The 15,754-nt window shown below is 62.5% G+C and carries 15 protein-coding genes; 7 read left to right on the forward strand and 8 right to left on the reverse strand.

Annotated features, from left to right (window positions below; genetic code table 11):
- Positions 1-284, forward strand: a 284-nt coding sequence (locus VM94_RS29175) for an L-serine ammonia-lyase, iron-sulfur-dependent, subunit alpha (protein WP_046685665.1), incomplete at its 5' end; no start/stop codon positions are given.
- A 93-nt stretch (positions 285-377) separates the two neighbouring features.
- Here the strand turns inward: VM94_RS29175 and VM94_RS20525 are convergent.
- A complete protein-coding gene (locus tag VM94_RS20525; RefSeq protein ID WP_046685115.1) occupies positions 378-1,118 on the reverse strand; it encodes an AAA family ATPase in 741 nt (246 codons plus the stop codon).
- A gap of 269 nt (positions 1,119-1,387) precedes the next feature.
- Here VM94_RS20525 and thrC point away from each other — a divergent pair, with 269 nt between their 5' ends.
- From thrC to moaD, 3 genes are read left to right on the forward strand one after another with little or no spacing between them, the layout of a single operon-like run.
- Positions 1,388-2,869 (forward strand): threonine synthase, encoded by a 1,482-nt coding sequence (gene thrC / locus VM94_RS20530; protein WP_046685116.1) that lies wholly within the window; start codon positions 1,388-1,390, stop codon positions 2,867-2,869.
- Positions 2,869-4,095: a molybdopterin molybdotransferase MoeA gene (locus VM94_RS20535; RefSeq protein ID WP_046685117.1), complete on the forward strand. Its 1,227-nt coding sequence runs from the start codon at positions 2,869-2,871 to the stop codon at positions 4,093-4,095. Before thrC ends, VM94_RS20535 begins: the two co-directional genes overlap by 1 nt.
- A gap of 10 nt (positions 4,096-4,105) precedes the next feature.
- Complete coding sequence (gene moaD / locus VM94_RS20540) at positions 4,106-4,360, forward strand: molybdopterin converting factor subunit 1 (RefSeq protein WP_046685118.1); 255 nt, start codon at positions 4,106-4,108, stop codon at positions 4,358-4,360.
- 42 nt (positions 4,361-4,402) lie between these two features.
- On the opposite strand, the gene VM94_RS20545 is transcribed toward moaD, so the two are convergent.
- Positions 4,403-4,636 (reverse strand): hypothetical protein, encoded by a 234-nt coding sequence (locus VM94_RS20545; RefSeq protein WP_046685119.1) that lies wholly within the window; start codon positions 4,634-4,636, stop codon positions 4,403-4,405.
- A 153-nt stretch (positions 4,637-4,789) separates the two neighbouring features.
- Here VM94_RS20545 and VM94_RS20550 point away from each other — a divergent pair, with 153 nt between their 5' ends.
- Positions 4,790-6,040 carry a TIGR03862 family flavoprotein gene (locus VM94_RS20550; protein WP_046685120.1) on the forward strand — a complete coding sequence of 417 codons (1,251 nt, stop codon included), beginning with the start codon at positions 4,790-4,792 and terminating at the stop codon, positions 6,038-6,040.
- Here the strand turns inward: VM94_RS20550 and VM94_RS20555 are convergent.
- From VM94_RS20555 to hpnC, 6 genes are all read right to left on the reverse strand, one after another.
- A complete protein-coding gene (locus VM94_RS20555; RefSeq protein WP_046685121.1) occupies positions 6,027-6,833 on the reverse strand; it encodes a head GIN domain-containing protein in 807 nt (268 codons plus the stop codon). The two genes, VM94_RS20550 and VM94_RS20555, sit on opposite strands and share 14 nt — an antisense overlap.
- A 10-nt stretch (positions 6,834-6,843) precedes the next feature.
- The gene (locus tag VM94_RS20560; RefSeq protein WP_235432968.1) at positions 6,844-7,632 is read right to left on the reverse strand and encodes a DUF1700 domain-containing protein; all 789 of its coding nucleotides are present in this window, start codon (positions 7,630-7,632) and stop codon (positions 6,844-6,846) included.
- A 28-nt stretch (positions 7,633-7,660) separates the two neighbouring features.
- Positions 7,661-7,816: a hypothetical protein gene (locus VM94_RS28585; RefSeq protein WP_160309309.1), complete on the reverse strand. Its 156-nt coding sequence runs from the start codon at positions 7,814-7,816 to the stop codon at positions 7,661-7,663.
- Positions 7,817-7,946: 130 nt separating this feature from the next.
- Positions 7,947-9,299, reverse strand: a complete 1,353-nt coding sequence (gene hpnE / locus VM94_RS20570; RefSeq protein WP_313902976.1) for a hydroxysqualene dehydroxylase HpnE — start codon at positions 9,297-9,299, stop codon at positions 7,947-7,949.
- 7 nt (positions 9,300-9,306) lie between these two features.
- Positions 9,307-10,140 (reverse strand): presqualene diphosphate synthase HpnD, encoded by an 834-nt coding sequence (gene hpnD, locus VM94_RS20575; protein ID WP_046685124.1) that lies wholly within the window; start codon positions 10,138-10,140, stop codon positions 9,307-9,309.
- 46 nt (positions 10,141-10,186) lie between these two features.
- On the reverse strand, positions 10,187-11,068 hold the full coding sequence (gene hpnC / locus VM94_RS20580; RefSeq protein ID WP_046685566.1) for a squalene synthase HpnC: 882 nt from the start codon (positions 11,066-11,068) through the stop codon (positions 10,187-10,189).
- A 290-nt stretch (positions 11,069-11,358) separates the two neighbouring features.
- On the opposite strand from hpnC, the gene VM94_RS20585 reads away from it, so the two are divergent.
- Entirely contained in the window at positions 11,359-12,522 is a 1,164-nt protein-coding gene (locus VM94_RS20585; protein WP_082127816.1) for an efflux RND transporter periplasmic adaptor subunit, read from the forward strand.
- Positions 12,519-15,617 carry an efflux RND transporter permease subunit gene (locus VM94_RS20590; protein WP_046685125.1) on the forward strand — a complete coding sequence of 1,033 codons (3,099 nt, stop codon included), beginning with the start codon at positions 12,519-12,521 and terminating at the stop codon, positions 15,615-15,617. Before VM94_RS20585 ends, VM94_RS20590 begins: the two co-directional genes overlap by 4 nt.
- The last annotated feature ends 137 nt before the right edge of the window (positions 15,618-15,754 follow it).

Genomic DNA, 15,754 nt, shown 5'->3' on the forward strand with positions numbered 1-15,754 from the left:
AAAACGCGGCTGAAATCGGCATCGAACACCACCTGGGCATGACGTGCGACCCCATCGGCGGCCTGGTGCAGATTCCCTGCATCGAGCGCAACGGCATGGGCGCCGTGAAAGCCATTACAGCCGCTTCGCTGGCGCTGAAGGGCGACGGTACGCATTTCGTCAGCCTCGACGAAGTCATCGAAACCATGCGCCAGACGGGCGCGGACATGCAGGACAAGTACAAGGAAACATCGCTGGGCGGGTTGGCGGTCCACGTGATTACCGTGAACCACGCGGCTTGTTGATGCGCCGGGGGTGTTGTCGGATTACGCGCTTTGCGCTAATCCGACCTACGCTATGCCACGGTCGGCATAAGCCGACAAGCACCATCCAATACTTCACTCCTCCTCAAACAACTGCTCCAGCCTTCTCGGGTAGTTATTCAAGAAATCGCGCGTCACGGCGTAATGTTCCGTGTCTTCATACGCCACTTCGTGGATGCCGCCGCCCGTAAACATGAGGATTTTCGCGTTCGGGTAGGCGAGTAGAATCGGCGAATGAGTGGCGATGATCAGCTGGGAGTCGTCCTGCACCAGCTGGTGGATCACAGACAATGCCGCCATCTGGCGGCTCGGCGACAGGGCCGCCTCGGGCTCGTCCAGCAGATACAAGCCTTTTCCTCGCAGCTTGTTGATGAGGGTCGCCATGAATGCTTCGCCGTGCGATTGCGCGTGCAGCGACTTGCCGCCGTAGCTGCCCAGGTACTCGGGCATCTCGTCCATGTAGGTGGCGACGTTGAAAAAGCTCTCGGCGCGCAGGAAATAGCTGTCCTCGGGTTTTTTATAGCTCTTGCTCAGGCGCAAGTGCGCGTGCAAGCCCGATTCCTCGTCCGACGGCAGGGCGATGCGCACGTTGCGCGTGCCGCCATCCTTGCCGAAACCCAGCGCCACGGCCAGCGCTTCGAGCATGGTCGACTTGCCGCTGCCATTCTCGCCCACGAAAAACGTCACGTCTCGGTGGAAGTCCATGTGCACGAAGTCGCGGATGGCGGGAATGGTGAACGGATAGTGGTCCAGGTCGACGACGGCGTCGGAGCGCAGCGCGGCGCTTTGCAGATATGGTTTTTTACTCAGCGACATGGCCGGTTCTCGACTCCAATATTGATCATGGCAAGGGATACTCAGCACAGTGTGGCGCAAATCGGCGGCGCGCGCCAGTGTGTACGCCAGCCATGTTCGCCTGGCTTGATCTGATGCATTATGGCTGGTTTGGCAACACTCAGGCTCTCCAATTGTCACATTCAGACCTGGCTGGTGCCACGCGATTCGCCTTGGACGGCGGCTGGCACTATAATATCCGCTGCCATTCATGATCAACCGCACTCAGCTCAACTGGACTCTTCAAATTTATGCACTACGTGTCTACCCGCGCTGATAAAGCGCCATCGAATCAGCAGCAATTCTCCGACATCCTCCTGGGCGGCCTGGCCCCCGATGGCGGACTGTACCTCCCAGAACACTACCCGCAAGTCACTGGTGCCGAGCTCAATGCCTGGCGCACATTGTCGTATGCCGACCTGGCATTCGAAATCCTGAAGAAGTTCGCCACCGATATCCCGGCCGCGGACCTGAAGGCACTGACGGCAAAAACCTATACAAAGGCAGTCTACAAGAACGCCCGCGCCGGCGAAAACGCGGCCGACATCACGCCGCTGCGCGTGCTCGAAGAAAACGTCGTCAAGGGCGGATCGACCACCCTGATGCTGCAGGCGCTGTCGAACGGCCCGACCCTGGCCTTCAAGGACATGGCCATGCAGCTGCTGGGCAACCTGTTCGAATACACTTTGGCCAAGCACGACGCGGAACTCAATATTTTTGGCGCCACGTCGGGCGACACGGGCAGCGCGGCCGAATACGCGATGCGCGGCAAGAAGGGCATCCGCGTCTTCATGTTGTCGCCGCACAAGAAAATGAGCGCCTTCCAGACGGCGCAGATGTTCAGCCTGCAAGACCCGAACATTGTCAACATCGCCGTCGAAGGCGTGTTCGACGACTGCCAGGACATGGTGAAAGCCGTGTCGAACGACTTGCCGTTCAAGGCAAAACAGAAGATCGGTACCGTCAATTCCATCAACTGGGCGCGTGTCGTGGCGCAAGTTATCTATTACTTCCGCGGCTACCTGGCGGCCACCACCAGTAACGAGCAAAAAGTGTCGTTCACGGTGCCATCGGGCAACTTCGGCAATATCTGCGCCGGCCATATCGCCCGCATGATGGGCTTGCCGATCTCGAAACTGGTGGCCGCGACGAATGAAAACGACGTGCTCGACGAATTTTTCCGCACGGGCGTCTATCGCGTGCGCAAGTCCGCCGAAACGTACCACACGAGCAGCCCGTCGATGGATATCTCGAAAGCGTCGAACTTCGAGCGCTTCGTCTACGACCTCGTGGGCCGCGACAGCGACCGCGTGCGCGCCCTGTTCACGAAAGTGGAAACGCACGGCGGCTTCGACTTGTCCGGCAAGCCTGGCAGCGATGGCGATGAATTCAAGCTCGTCGCCAAGTATGGCTTCAAGTCGGGTAAGTCCACGCACCAGGACCGCCTCGACACCATCCGCGACGTGGCCGACGACTACGGCATCACCATCGACACGCACACGGCCGACGGCATCAAGGTGGCGCGCGAGCACCTGGAGCCCAACGTGCCGATGATCGTGCTGGAAACGGCGCTGGCGGCCAAGTTCAACGAAACCATCCTCGAAGCGCTGGGCGTGGACGCGGAACGGCCCGCCGGCTTCGAGAACATCGAAGACTTGCCGCAAAAGTTCGTCGTGATGGATGCGGACGTGGAAAAAATGAAGGCGTATATCGCCGCAAATACGGGCTTGTGATGAGCGATCCGACCGCAGAACGCAAAGCCATGCTGTCGGTGGCCGAGGCGCAAGCCTTCATGCTGGGCGCGGCGCGCCCGGTGGGCGAGGTGGAACTGGTCGACACCATGCGCGCCAACGGCCGCGTGCTGGCGGCCGCGCAAACGTCGACCCTGAACGTGCCCGAGCGCGACAATACGCAGATGGATGGCTACGCCGTGCGCGCCAGTGATTGCGCCAGCGGCGCGGCCAGCTTGCCCGTGTCGCAGCGCATCGCGGCCGGCCACGTGGGCCAGCCCTTGCAACCGGGAACGGCGGCGCGCATCTTCACGGGCGCCCTGATTCCGGACGGCGCCGACTGCGTCGTCATGCAGGAGCAGTGCACGGCGGCGGACGGCGTGGTGACGGTCAATCACGTGCCGAAAGCCGGGGAATGGGTGCGCCGCCAGGGTGAGGATATCCGCGCCGGCGGTGAAATCCTCGGCGCGGGCCGGCGCCTGCGCAGCCAGGAAATGGGCCTGGCCGCCTCGGTGGGCCTGGCGCAAGTCCCCGTGTTGCGCAAGTTGCGCGTCGCCGTTTTCTTTACCGGCGACGAGCTGGCCATGCCCGGCGAGCCCCTGGCGCCGGGCGCCGTCTACAACTCGAACCGTTTTACCCTGCGCGGCTTGCTGGAAAATCTGGGCTGCGAGATCACGGACCTGGGCATCGTGCCCGACAGCCTGGAAGCGACGCGCGCCGTGCTGCGCCAGGCGGCCCAGGGCAATGATCTGATCATCACTTCGGGCGGCGTGTCCGTGGGCGAGGAAGACCATATCAAGCCGGCCGTGGAAGCGGAAGGACGCTTGAACATGTGGCAGATCGCCGTCAAGCCGGGCAAGCCGCTGGCGTTTGGCGAAGTGCGGGAGGCGTTCTTTGTCGGCTTGCCCGGCAATCCTGTCTCGAGCTTTGTCACGTTTTTGCTGTTCGTGCGCCCGTTCATTTTGCGCCTGCAAGGCGTGGCGGGGAACCTTGCGCCGCGCAGCTACAAGCTGCCGGCCGCGTTCGAGCGCCTGAAGGCGGACAAACGCAACGAGTTCCTGCGCGCCAAGGTCAATGACGAGGGCGAGCTGGAACTGTTCGCCAACCAGAGTTCGGGCGTGCTGACGTCCACGGTGTGGGGCGACGGTTTGATCGATTGCCCGCCGGGCCTGTCGATCGCGCGCGGCGACATGCTGCGTTTTATCCCGTTTAACGAATTGCTGTACTGAGGAAGTATCGATGAAGATCAATCTGCGATTTTTTGCCAGCGTGCGCGAACTGGTGGGCACGGGCCATGAAGTGCTGGAAGTAGCCGAGCCGCTGACGGTGGGCGCAGCGAGAGCGCTGCTGATCGCCCGCGGCGGCAACTGGGAATACGCGCTGGCGCCGGGCCGCGCGCTGCGCATGGCGCACAATCAGGTGATGTGCGATGCCGATACCGTGATTGGCGAAGGCGACGAGGTGGCGTTCTTCCCGCCCGTGACGGGCGGTTAGGAATACCGACTCAAGAAAATGGCCGCTGATGCGGCCATTTTTTTATCGCGACTTGACCTTGGGCTTGTCCCCGCTGCACATGGCGCAGGCGACGGCTTTCCGGTAGCGCCAGTATTTCGAGCCGATGAAGATGGCCGACGCCACCAGCGACCAGGCCAGCGCGCTGAGGATATCGGCCTGGCTGGCGCTGCCCTTGCTGTACTCGACCACCGTCAGGATGATGAATAAAATCGAGCTGGCCAGCAGATAGCGGGAAATCCAGAATCCTGCGCCCATGTGTTTCTCCTCTTGTCGTCGCGTTGTCTCGTGATTCAAAGTGCCGATCGTTGCAGCATCTCAGCGCAGTATGCATCATTTTTCGGCATTATTGCCATCTCCTGGCCCTATCTCGACTAAAATGCCGGGGTTTTCACCGTCTTCCAGCTTGCCATGACCAACTCCAGCTCCCCTCCGTTCCACATCGCCGTCATCGGCGGCGGCCCTGCCGGCCTGATGGCCGCCCAGGAGGCGGCAGGCCAGGGCGCTACGGTGGAACTGTTCGACGCCATGCCATCCGTCGGCCGCAAATTCCTGCTGGCGGGGCGCGGCGGCATGAATATCACCCATGCGGAAGACTACTGTTCCTTCATCTCGCGCTACGGCCGGCCGGCACGCTGGATCAAGCCGGCGCTGGACCAGTTCGGTCCGCAAAAAGTGCGCGACTGGGTACACGGCCTGGGCGTGGATACCTTCGTCGGTTCCTCGAACCGCGTCTTCCCCACGGATATGAAGGCGGCGCCGTTGCTGCGCGCCTGGCTGCACCGCCTGCGCGAAGCGGGCGTGCAATTTCACATGCGCCACCGCTGGACGGGCTGGCGCGACGGCCAGCTGGTATTCGCCACGCCGGAGGGTGAGCGTTTGCGCGCCTTCGACGCCGTGATCCTGGCGCTCGGTGGTGGCAGCTGGGCACGGCTCGGTTCCGATGGCGCCTGGGTGCCGCTGCTGCAAGAGCAGGGCGTGGCCGTGGCGCCTTTGGTGCCGGCCAATTGCGGCTTCGACGTGGACTGGAGCGAGCATTTCAGCAGCCGTCATGCGGGCGAACCGTTGACAACGGTGGCCATCTCGGCGCGCAACATCGATGACTGCATGATCAAGCGCCAGGGCCAGTTCGTCATCACGGCGGGCGGCGTGGAAGGCAGCCTGATTTATGCCTTAGCGGCCGCGCTGCGCGAGCAGATCGCCGCCGAGGGCAGCACCACCATCTGGCTTGACCTGGCGCCCGACTACACGCATGAACGCGTGTTCGAAGAAGTGACGCGCCCGCGCGGTTCCCGCTCCATGTCCAGCCACCTGAATAGCCGCCTGGGCATCAAGGGCGTGAAATCGGGCTTGCTGCGCGAATGCCTGAGTGCGGCCGACTTTGCCGACGAAGCCAGGCTGGCGGACGCCATCAAGCTGCTGCCCGTCACACTCGTACGCCCGCGTCCCATCGATGAAGCCATCAGCAGCGCCGGCGGCGTGGACTTCGACGGTATCGACGGCAGCATGCTGCGCGCCATGCCGGGCGTCTTCGTGGCGGGGGAAATGCTGGACTGGGAAGCGCCGACGGGCGGCTACCTGCTGACGGCCTGCCTGGCGCAAGGCAAGGCGGCCGGCGAGCAGGCGGTCAGCTGGCTGGAAGAGAATGTCAATGCCAGATGATATCGCCTGAACCGCTCTTTTGCGCATCGCGCTGGCGCGGGTTGCCGTAGACGTGAATGTCGCCGCTGCCGCGCAAGGTGAGGTTGGCCGCGTCGCGCACGAAGACCGTGCTCTGGCCCGAGCCTTGCAGGCTGACGCTGGCCTTGTCGGCGGCCAGGTGCTCGGCATCGATGTCGCCTGATCCGCTCAGGTCGGCACGGAGGAACTTCGTGTTGCCGCTGGCGGCGATGCGCCCGGAGCCCACCATTTCCAGCACCACGCTGTCGCTGTTGCCTGCATTGATGTCGAGGTCGCCACTGCCGTTGACGGTGGCTTGTACCTGCTTGTAGCGTCCCGTGAAGCTGACGTCGCCCGAACCCGTCAATTCCAGGATAAAACTGTCGCCGGAAAATCCCGTGATCTTGCTGTCGCCATTGCCGTGCACTTCCACGCGCACGAGGGCTGGCAGCACCAGTTCCACCTGCAGCGGCTGGCGATGGTGGAACAGCATGCCTTTCGGACCGATATGCAGGGTCGTGCCATCGGCCGTCGTGTCGACGTTCGACAGCAAACGCTGCTCGCCGCTCACTTTCAGCGATGGCGTGGCGCCGCGGCGCAGCACCAGGTCGATGGGGCCGGCCAGGTCGATGCTGTTGATATTGGCGGCAATCGGGCGCGTTTCGCTGCGCACGGCGCGGCCGGCAGCGCTGCTGGGATTGCTGATCCCCTTGGCGCGCAGCGCCGCATACGACATGGCGATCAGGACCATGGCCAGCAAGAGCATGGACAGGCCAACTTTGAGCAAGCGTTTCATGGCAGCCTTTCTAGTGACCTTTGAGCAGGGAGACATTCATGGCGACATAGCGTTTGATACCGATCAAGGTATAGCGTGTGACGACCAGACTGAGCAGGAAGATGGCGATGCCGCCGAGCAGCATGCCCACGCCGAAGACGGTTTGCGTGGTGCGCGCATCGCGGTCCATGTCGGTGGAGATGCGGATGCCGCCGCCGGCCAGCGCTTCGGCCCGCTCCATCACGCGCGATGTGGCGCCAGGCGCCTGGGGCTCGGACTCGGCTTTGACGGGGCCGGGCAGGTGGTCCACTTCGATGCCTTTGTCGCCGATGGTGATGCGCGTTTCACGCCGTTCGCCGCCTTCGCCGCCGTCATCGTCATGGATGAAGACGTGGCGCAGCGGGCCATCGAGCACCAGTTCGTTGGCGCCGGACAAGCCGCTGGCCGTGATGGCGATGCCGGCCAGGTAAAAGCTCAGGCCGACGGCATACAGGGCGGCCAGCAGGGCCGCGTAGACGGCGGCCGGCACGACCATGAACAAGTTGAAGATGGCCAGGCCCACGAGCGAGACGAGCAGGCGCAGCAGGTTGACGGGCGTTTTCTTTTGCTCGAACGCCTGGCGGTGGGTGCTGCTGCGCAAGGTGAGGGCGATCTTTTTCGGGTCGCCCAGGTCATCGGCGATTTCGTGCTCGCTGCGGCCGGCCGCTGCGCCTTCAATGAAGGTCTGTTCGTAATAGTCGAGGGTCTTGGCCACCAAGTCCGGTGGCAAGCCTTCCAGCGCGCGCCGTAGCGCGTCGAGATAATCTTGCTTGTTCATCATATTCTTCCTGTCCGTCCGCTTCGCCGCTTCAGCCCACTGCCGGCAGCAGCATGCTTGCCTGGCTCAGCAGCAATGGCGCATGGGGCGCCTGCTGTCCGTTGATGACAATCAAGGTGGCCAGCGCCACACAAGCGAGCAGCGCCACGGCTTTCAAGCTATTTTTCAAGTGCAAGGTGGTGTGCATGGTATTCCCCGTGGCATGGCCGTTGTCGATGATCAGACTGTACCCAAGCGCACGCGGGCGCACCAGTGCGGTGCGACAGAATGCAATTTCGCGGGGCCGAGCGACACCAGGGGAGGATGCACCGTCAAGTCTACTTTGCCGGCTTGACCGTGGTGACGGCTTTGGCCGCCGCCACGCCGCTGCGCACGGCCGCCTCGATGGTGGCCGGATAGTCTTGCGTCCGGTCATCATTGGCCGTGTAGTCTCCTGCCAGCAGCAAGCCCGGCACGCCGCTGGCGTTGCCGGGGCGGGCCAGATCCGGCGTGCAGGCAAAGGTGGCGCGCTTTTCCGTGATCAGTTGGGTCCAGGCAGGTTGCGCCAGTTCCGGGCGTTGCAGCACCTGCGCCAGTTGCGCCGCGATCGCTTGCGCCAGCGGGCCATGGCCTTGCTCGGCGGCATTGCCCGAGGCGCTGATGACGACGGCCAGCAAGCCCGCCTGCTTGCTGTCGAGTTGGCCCCGGTCAAAGACGAACTGGCCCCAGCGTTGTTGTTCCGGCGTATCGACGAGGGCGTAGAACGGCAAGTCCAGGCGCACCGAGGCGTCGTATTGGAGGTAGCAGGTGCTGATGGCTTCCGGCGTGAAGGCTTGCATGCAGTCAATGGCAGCGTCGAGGCGGGCGTCCTGCAAGCCTTGCAGCAGCGTGGTCGCCTGCACGGACGAGGTGGCGATGATGACGCCATCATAGTGCTCGCCGTCATCGAGCCGCCAGCGGCCATCAGCCAGCGCCTGCAAGGCATCGACCTTGGCACCCGTGCGCACTGTACCGCCATGCCGTTCCACATAGCGGGCGGCCGCGTCCGGCAACAAGGTACTCAAATCCGCTTTCGGGATCAGCATATCGGACGCGCGGCGGCGGGATGCGCCCAGGCTGTCGCGCAGCACGTTGATGAAGACGCGGGCCGAGGCCCGCTCGGGCGGCGTATTCAATGCGGCCAGGCACAGCGGATGCCACATCAGCCGGTTCAAGCGGTCCGTCTGGTCGAAGCGCTGCAGCAACTCGCTGACCGTGCAATCGTTATATAGCTGCCAGCCCATCGTCCGCATGGCCGTGGAAAAACGCATCAGGGCCAGCTTGTCGGCGCGCAATAATCCTTTGGCGCACAACAGTGCCCATGCCAGGTGCAGCGGCGCGGGCAGGCGCGGCGCGACGAAATCCATGCCGCCCGAGTCCGCCGGATAGCGCATCTGCAGGGGCAGGGTGAGGATCAGTTCGCCAGGGTCTTGCCCCGCGAGCTTAATCAGGCGCAAGGTTTCCCTGTACGCGCCCAGCAGGATGTGCTGGCCGTTGTCGAGCGTTGTATTTTCTCTCTCGACTCGGCGTGCGCGGCCGCCCAGGGTGCGCGCCGCCTCGAACACGGTCACCGAGTGGCCGGCGCGCGCCAGCTCCATGGCCGCCGCGCAGCCAGCCCAGCCGGCGCCGATGACGGCGTAGCGTTGCTTCACGGCCTGATCAGCCACGAATCCAGGTTTTCCAGGCCAGCCACAGTTTGCGGATCGGCGTGAGCGAAATGCGCTGTTTCAGCACATGGTAGCCGTCGCGCTCGACTTCATTGAGCAGGGTCCGGTAGATGGCGGCCATGATCAGGCCCGGGCGCTGGGCGCGTCGGTCTTCCGCCGGCAGCAGGGCGAACGCTTCGTCATACGCCTTCTGCGCACGTGCTACCTGGAAACGCATGAGGTTTTCAAAGTTTTCGCTGTGGCGCGCGTTCAGCAGGTCGGCCGCCGTCACATTGAATTGCTGCAATTCGCTGATCGGCAAGTAGATGCGCCCCTTGCGCGCATCCTCGCCCACGTCACGGATGATGTTGGTCAGCTGGAAGGCGTGGCCCAGTTTTTCCGCGTACAGCAGGGTTTCCGGGCGGGTCGCGCCAAAGATGCTGGCCGACAAGATACCCACCACGCTGGCCACGTGCCAGCAATAGCGGCTCATGGCCTGGTAATCGAGGTAGCGGGTCTGATTCAAGTCCATTTCCATGCCGTCGATGATGGCCTGCAAATGTTTTTCTTCCAGTTTATACACGTCCAGGTGCGGCTGCAGCGCGCGCATCACGGGATGCGTGGGGTTGCCCTCGTACATGGCCTTGACTTCCTTGCGCCACCAGACCAGCTTGGTGCGTGCCACGGCTTCGTCCGTGCATTCGTCGACCGTGTCATCGACTTCGCGGCAGAAGGCGTACAGGGCCGTGATGGCCTTGCGGCGCTCGGCCGGCAGGAACAGGAAGCTGTAGTAGAAGCTGGAGCCGCTCTGGGCGGCCTTTTGTTGGCAGTATTCGTCGGGAGACATAGTCAAAAGAGCAAGGGTTGCAGATCGAAGCCGCTATTCTATCGTCTTACAGAGTGGGCGACGGGGGAAAAGCCGTTTTTACTTGTGTCTCTTGATGCAAGCTTTTGCGCGACATGCGCAGGGCGCGCCAGAAAATGATCAGCCAGTCGCGTTTCTCGAGCTTAGGACGGCGCCGGAAAACGTCGTAATTGACGGCTTCGATGCACTCGAGGATGCGCAATCCTCCTTGCACCACCAGGCGCAGTTCCCAGCCGATGCGTCCGCGCAAACGCAGGGCCAGCGGCGCGCCGGACAGCATCAGGGCGCGCGTGCGGGCCACTTCGAAGCGCATCAGGGCGCTCCACTTGCCGTGCGCTTCGGGGCGTTCGAAGGCGGCGGCGGAGACGGCAAAGCGGCTCAGGTCTTCCATCGGCAGGTAGATGCGCTCCTTTTGCTGGTCGATGGCGACGTCTTGCAAGAAATTAATTAGTTGCAAAGCTGAACATATCGCATCGGAATCGCGTACATTCTGTTCATCGGCCGCGCCATACAGGTGCAGCATCAGCAGTCCCACGGGGTTGGCCGAGCGGGCGCAGTAATCGAGCAGATCCTCGTAGCTGGCGTAGCGCGTCGTTTCCACATCCTGCTTGAAGGCGGACAACAAATCGTGGAATGGCTTCAGCGGCAGCTGATGTTTGGCGATGACGCCAGCCAGGCGTTCGAACATGGCGGCGTTCTCGCCGGCATGGCCTTCACCGCGCGCGATGCGGCCCAGCGCCTCTTCGTAAGCGTGCAGGGCGGACAGGCGTTCGGCCGGCCTGGCGTCGCCTTCATCGGCCAGGTCGTCGGCGCTGCGGGCGAAGGCATAGATGGCTTCGACGGCGGGCACCAGGCGGCGCGGCAGTAAAAATGATGCAACAGGAAAATTTTCGTAATGGTCTACAGGCATGAACACACTTCTCTAGTCTTGCGTTTGTCCGGCACCGCTCAAACGGTGGAATGGGGCCGGGCGTTGTACGTCTCAAGATTAATGACGCAAAAGTCACTAAAAACTTTTACGCACGATTATAATTAATAACCAGAAAGTCATTAGCGGTCAATCACTCGCCGCCATGACCAAGCTGATATTGTCACAAATTTAAGGATATCGCGTGCGAAAAAGTTTGGCTTAACCCAAAGGGCAAGCAAAAAGTTTCTCCGCATAAAAATATTGCAGCCCGCATAGTAAAGGAAAATACCTTGTTTGCCCTGAAAACCCTGCGCCGCGAGACCGGCGCATCCGTACTTCCCGCCCTGCGGCTGATTGCCGCCGCGGCCATCGCGCTGACCCTCGCTGCCTGTTCCAAGCCTGCCGTCAAAGTGGAAGACGTGCGCCCCGTGCGCGCCATCGTATTGTCCAGCAGCAATGTTGACGTAAGTGCCGAGCTGTCGGGCGAGGTCGTGCCCCGTGTCGTGTCGCAGCTGGGTTTCCGCGTGGGCGGCAAGATCGTCGCGCGCAAGGTCGACGTGGGCGCCAGCGTCAAGAAGGGCCAAGTGCTGATGCAGCTCGATCCCGTCGACTTGCAGCTGTCGCAAGCCCAGGCCAAGGCTTCGCTGGTCAGCGCGGAGACGAGCCGCGACCTGGCGCGCGCGGAATTGAAGCGCTACCAGGATTTGCGCGAGAAAAATTTCGTCAGCCAGGCCGTGCTTGATGGCAAGGACGCCACCTACAAGGCGGCGCAGGCAAACGTGGAAGCGGCCCAGGCCCTGTACCGGGGCCAGGCGAACCAGTCCGGCTATGCCAGCTTGCTGGCCGACGTCGATGGCGTCGTCACGCGCATCGAGGCTGAAGTGGGGCAGGTGGTGGCGCCCGGCGCGCCCGTCGTGCAAGTGGCCAGGAGCGGCGAGAAGGAAGTCGTGATCGGCATTCCGGAAGACAAGGTCGAGACCTTGCGCGGCGTCAAGGATGTCGTCGTGCGCCTGTGGGCCGACCCGAAACAGGCGCTGCCGGGCAAGATCCGCGAAGTGTCGCCCGTGGCCGATGCCGCCACGCGCACTTATATCGCCAAGGTCAGCATTCCGGACGCGCCGCAAGTGCGTCTGGGCATGACGGCCGTCGTGCAATTCGCCTCGCAGACGGCCACGCCGCAGATCAAGGTGCCGCTGACGGCCCTGTTCAATGAAAAGTCGCAAAGTTCCGTGTGGGTGGTGGAAAACGGCGTCGTGAAGCTCGTGCCGGTGACGGTGGGTGGCGTGGCGGGCAATGAGTTGCTGCTGGCCTCAGGCGTGAAAGCGGGGCAGACGGTGGTCACGGCAGGCGTCAACCTGCTCAAGCCGGGCCAGAAAGTGACCATCCTCGGCGCCGACGTGGCCAGCAAGCCGGATGTGGCCGCTGCCGCCGTCACCGTGGGTGCGGCCAAATGAAGGGCGGCTTCAATCTGTCGCGCTGGGCGCTCGAACACATCCCGCTGACGCGCTACCTGATGGCCGTGCTGCTCATTGGCGGCATGCTCAGCTATGCCAGCCTGGGCCAGGATGAAGATCCGCCGTTTACCTTCCGCGCCATGGTCTTGCAAGCCTACTGGCCGGGCGCCACGGCCTTGCAGATGGCCGAGCAGGTGACGGACAAGCTGGAAAAGAAACTGCAGGAAACGCCCTACATCGACGAGATCACCAGTTATTCGAAGCCGGGCGAAACCCTGATTCTGCTGGAGTTGCGCGAATCGGCGCCGCCCAAGGAAACGGCGGCCGCCTGGTACCAGGTGCGCAAGAAGATCGGCGACATCCAGGGCACCTTGCCGGCCGGCGTCGTGGGCCCGTTCTTCAATGACGAGTTCGGCGATACGTACGGCTCCATCTTTGCCCTGTCCGGCGACGGTTTTACGTACGCGGAAATGAAGGATTACGCGGACAAGGTGCGCCAGGAACTGCTTGCAGTAGGGCAGGTATCGAAGGTGGAACTGTTCGGCGTGCAGGATGAAAAAATCAATATCATCTTTTCGCACAAGAAATTTGCCCAGCTGGGCATTCCTTTCGACGCCATCGTGCAGCAATTGTCCGCGCAAAACAGCATCAACGCCACGGGCGTGCTGGTAACGCCGACCGATAATCTGCAAGTGCGCGTGACGGGCGCCATGGTGACCGTCAAGGACCTGGAAAACCTGGAACTGCGCGCCAACGGCACCACTTTCCGCCTCGGCGACTTTGCCACCGTGAAACGCGAATTCGTCGATCCGCCCAAGGACAAGATGCGTTTCAATGGCAAGGAAGTGATCGGCCTGGGCGTGTCGATGGAAAAGGGCGGCAACATCATCGACATGGGCAAGGCCTTGCAGGCCACCGTCACGCGCATGAAGCGCGAATTGCCGGTCGGCATAGAATTGCAGCGCGTGTCGAACCAGCCGGAAGCCGTGTCCGCTTCCGTGGGCGAATTCGTGCATACCCTGATCGAAGCCATTCTGATCGTGCTGGCCGTCAGCTTCGTCGCGCTGGGCTTGCATACGAAGCCGCTGCGCATCGACGTGCGCCCGGGCCTGGTGGTGGCGCTGACCATCCCGCTGGTGCTGGCCGTCACCTTCCTGTTCATGCGCCTGCTCGACATCGACTTGCACAAGATTTCCCTGGGCGCCCTGATCATCGCGCTGGGCTTGCTGGTCGATGACGCCATCATTGCCGTCGAGATGATGGTGCGCAAGATGGAAGAGGGCATGTCGCGTTTTGACGCGGCCACGTTCGCCTACACGTCGACGGCCATGCCCATGCTGACGGGCACCCTGATCACGGTGGCGGGCTTCTTGCCGATCGGCCTGGCCAAGTCGGCTGCCGGCGAATACACGTTCTCCTTGTTCTCCGTCAATGCACTGGCCCTGATCATTTCGTGGGTGGTGGCCGTGGTGTTTACGCCATACATCGGCTACATCTTGCTGAAAGTGAAACCGCACGCGCATAACGACCATGAATTGTTCGACACGCCGAACTTCCGCCGTTTCCGCCGCGCCGTCACCTGGTGCGTGGAATGGCGCAAGACCACCATTGTCGCCACCCTGGCCATCTTTGCGCTGGGCATTTACGGCTTTAACTTTATCGAAAAGCAATTTTTCCCCGATTCCAGCCGTCCGGAACTGATGGTGGAGCTGTGGTCGCCCGAAGGCACGACGTTTGCCGCGAATGAAAAGCAGGTCAAGAAATTCGAAGCGTTTGTGAGCAAGCTCGATGGCGTGGAAAGCGTCACCAGTTACGTCGGTACGGGCAGCCCCCGTTTCTACTTGCCGCTGGACCAGATCTTCCCGCAGACCAATGTGTCGCAAGTGGTGATCCTGCCGAAGAGTCTGGCTGAACGTGAACGCTTGCGCCAGCAGATCGTCGACGTCTTCAAGAAGGATTTTCCGGAAGTGCGGGGCCGGGTCAAACTGTTGCCGAATGGACCGCCGGTGCCGTATCCCGTGCAATTTCGCGTGATGGGGGCGGAAGTGGCCGGTGTGCGGGCCATTGCCGACCAGGTCAAGGACATCATGCGCGCCAATCCGAACACCCTGGGCGTGAACGACAACTGGAATGAATCGGTGAAAGTGCTGCGCCTGGACCTGGACCAGGACAAGATGCGCGCGCTGGGCGTCACCTCAAAAACGGTGATGCAGGCGGCCAATACGATTTTGTCGGGCACGGTCATCGGCCAGTTCCGCGAAGACAACAAGCTGATCGACATCCAGGTGCGCCAGCCGCTGGAAGAGCGGGCGACGATTTCCGTGTTGAATGACACAAATATCCCGACGGCAGCGGGCAAGTCCGTGCCCATCTCGCAACTGGCTCGTGCGCATTTCGTGTGGGAACCGGGTGTCGTCTGGCGCGACAAGCGCGAATGGGCCATCACCGTGCAGTCGGACGTGATCGATGGCATCCAGGGCGCCACCGTGTCGACTCAATTGACGCCGCAGATGGATGCCTTGCGCGCCAAGTTGCCAGCTGGCTACCGTATCGTCGTGAAAGGCGTGGCGGCCGACAGCGGCGAGGCGGAAGCGTCGATCTCGGCCAACTTGCCGCTGGCCATCTTCATCATCTTTACCTTGCTGATGCTGCAGCTGCACAGTTTTTCGCGTTCCCTGCTTGTCTTCCTGACGGGGCCGCTGGGCGTGGCGGGCGCCGCCTTTGCCTTGCTGGCGTTGGGCCGGCCGCTTGGTTTCGTGGCCAACCTGGGCATCATCGCGCTGTTCGGCATGATCATCCGTAACTCGGTGATCCTCGTCGACCAGATCGAGCAAGACATCAAGGATGGCTCGGCCCCGTGGGACGCCATCATCGACTCGGCCGTGCGCCGCTGCCGTCCCATCGTGCTGACGGCTGCCGCCGCCGCGCTGGCCATGATCCCGCTGTCGCGCTCCGTGTTCTGGGGGCCGATGGCCGTGGCCATCATGGGCGGCCTGATCCTGGCGACGGCCTTGACCTTGCTGTTCCTGCCGGCCCTGTATGCGGCCTGGTTCCGGGTCAAGAGGCCGGAGCCGGTGGGCGCAAAAGAAGGCTAGGAGGCAGCGCCAGGGCGCTGGCATAAAAAAGGCGGCATTCCTCTGGGAAATCCAGTAGAATGCCGCCTTTGCTTTACCGAGCGCTTGCTCCGGGCTTGCTCATAAGTCCACGGTAGCCAGATCGCTTCCGAGTTGTT

Source organism: Janthinobacterium sp. KBS0711 (assembly GCF_000988085.1).
Lineage (GTDB): Bacteria > Pseudomonadota > Gammaproteobacteria > Burkholderiales > Burkholderiaceae_D > Janthinobacterium > Janthinobacterium lividum_E.

What these genes read in the sequence shown, in the direction of transcription:
- hpnC (WP_046685566.1), bottom strand. Translation starts at nt 11,068, where the DNA reads ATGCCTGTAGACCATTACGAAAATTTTCCTGTTGCATCATTTTTACTG.
- moaD (WP_046685118.1), top strand. Translation starts at nt 4,106, where the DNA reads ATGAAGATCAATCTGCGATTTTTTGCCAGCGTGCGCGAACTGGTGGGC.
- VM94_RS20535 (WP_046685117.1), top strand. Translation starts at nt 2,869, where the DNA reads ATGAGCGATCCGACCGCAGAACGCAAAGCCATGCTGTCGGTGGCCGAG.
- VM94_RS20550 (WP_046685120.1), top strand. Translation starts at nt 4,790, where the DNA reads ATGACCAACTCCAGCTCCCCTCCGTTCCACATCGCCGTCATCGGCGGC.
- hpnD (WP_046685124.1), bottom strand. Translation starts at nt 10,140, where the DNA reads ATGTCTCCCGACGAATACTGCCAACAAAAGGCCGCCCAGAGCGGCTCC.
- VM94_RS28585 (WP_160309309.1), bottom strand. Translation starts at nt 7,816, where the DNA reads ATGCACACCACCTTGCACTTGAAAAATAGCTTGAAAGCCGTGGCGCTG.
- VM94_RS20545 (WP_046685119.1), bottom strand. Translation starts at nt 4,636, where the DNA reads ATGGGCGCAGGATTCTGGATTTCCCGCTATCTGCTGGCCAGCTCGATT.
- VM94_RS20525 (WP_046685115.1), bottom strand. Translation starts at nt 1,118, where the DNA reads ATGTCGCTGAGTAAAAAACCATATCTGCAAAGCGCCGCGCTGCGCTCC.
- thrC (WP_046685116.1), top strand. Translation starts at nt 1,388, where the DNA reads ATGCACTACGTGTCTACCCGCGCTGATAAAGCGCCATCGAATCAGCAG.
- VM94_RS20590 (WP_046685125.1), top strand. Translation starts at nt 12,519, where the DNA reads ATGAAGGGCGGCTTCAATCTGTCGCGCTGGGCGCTCGAACACATCCCG.
- VM94_RS20555 (WP_046685121.1), bottom strand. Translation starts at nt 6,833, where the DNA reads ATGAAACGCTTGCTCAAAGTTGGCCTGTCCATGCTCTTGCTGGCCATG.
- VM94_RS20560 (WP_235432968.1), bottom strand. Translation starts at nt 7,632, where the DNA reads ATGATGAACAAGCAAGATTATCTCGACGCGCTACGGCGCGCGCTGGAA.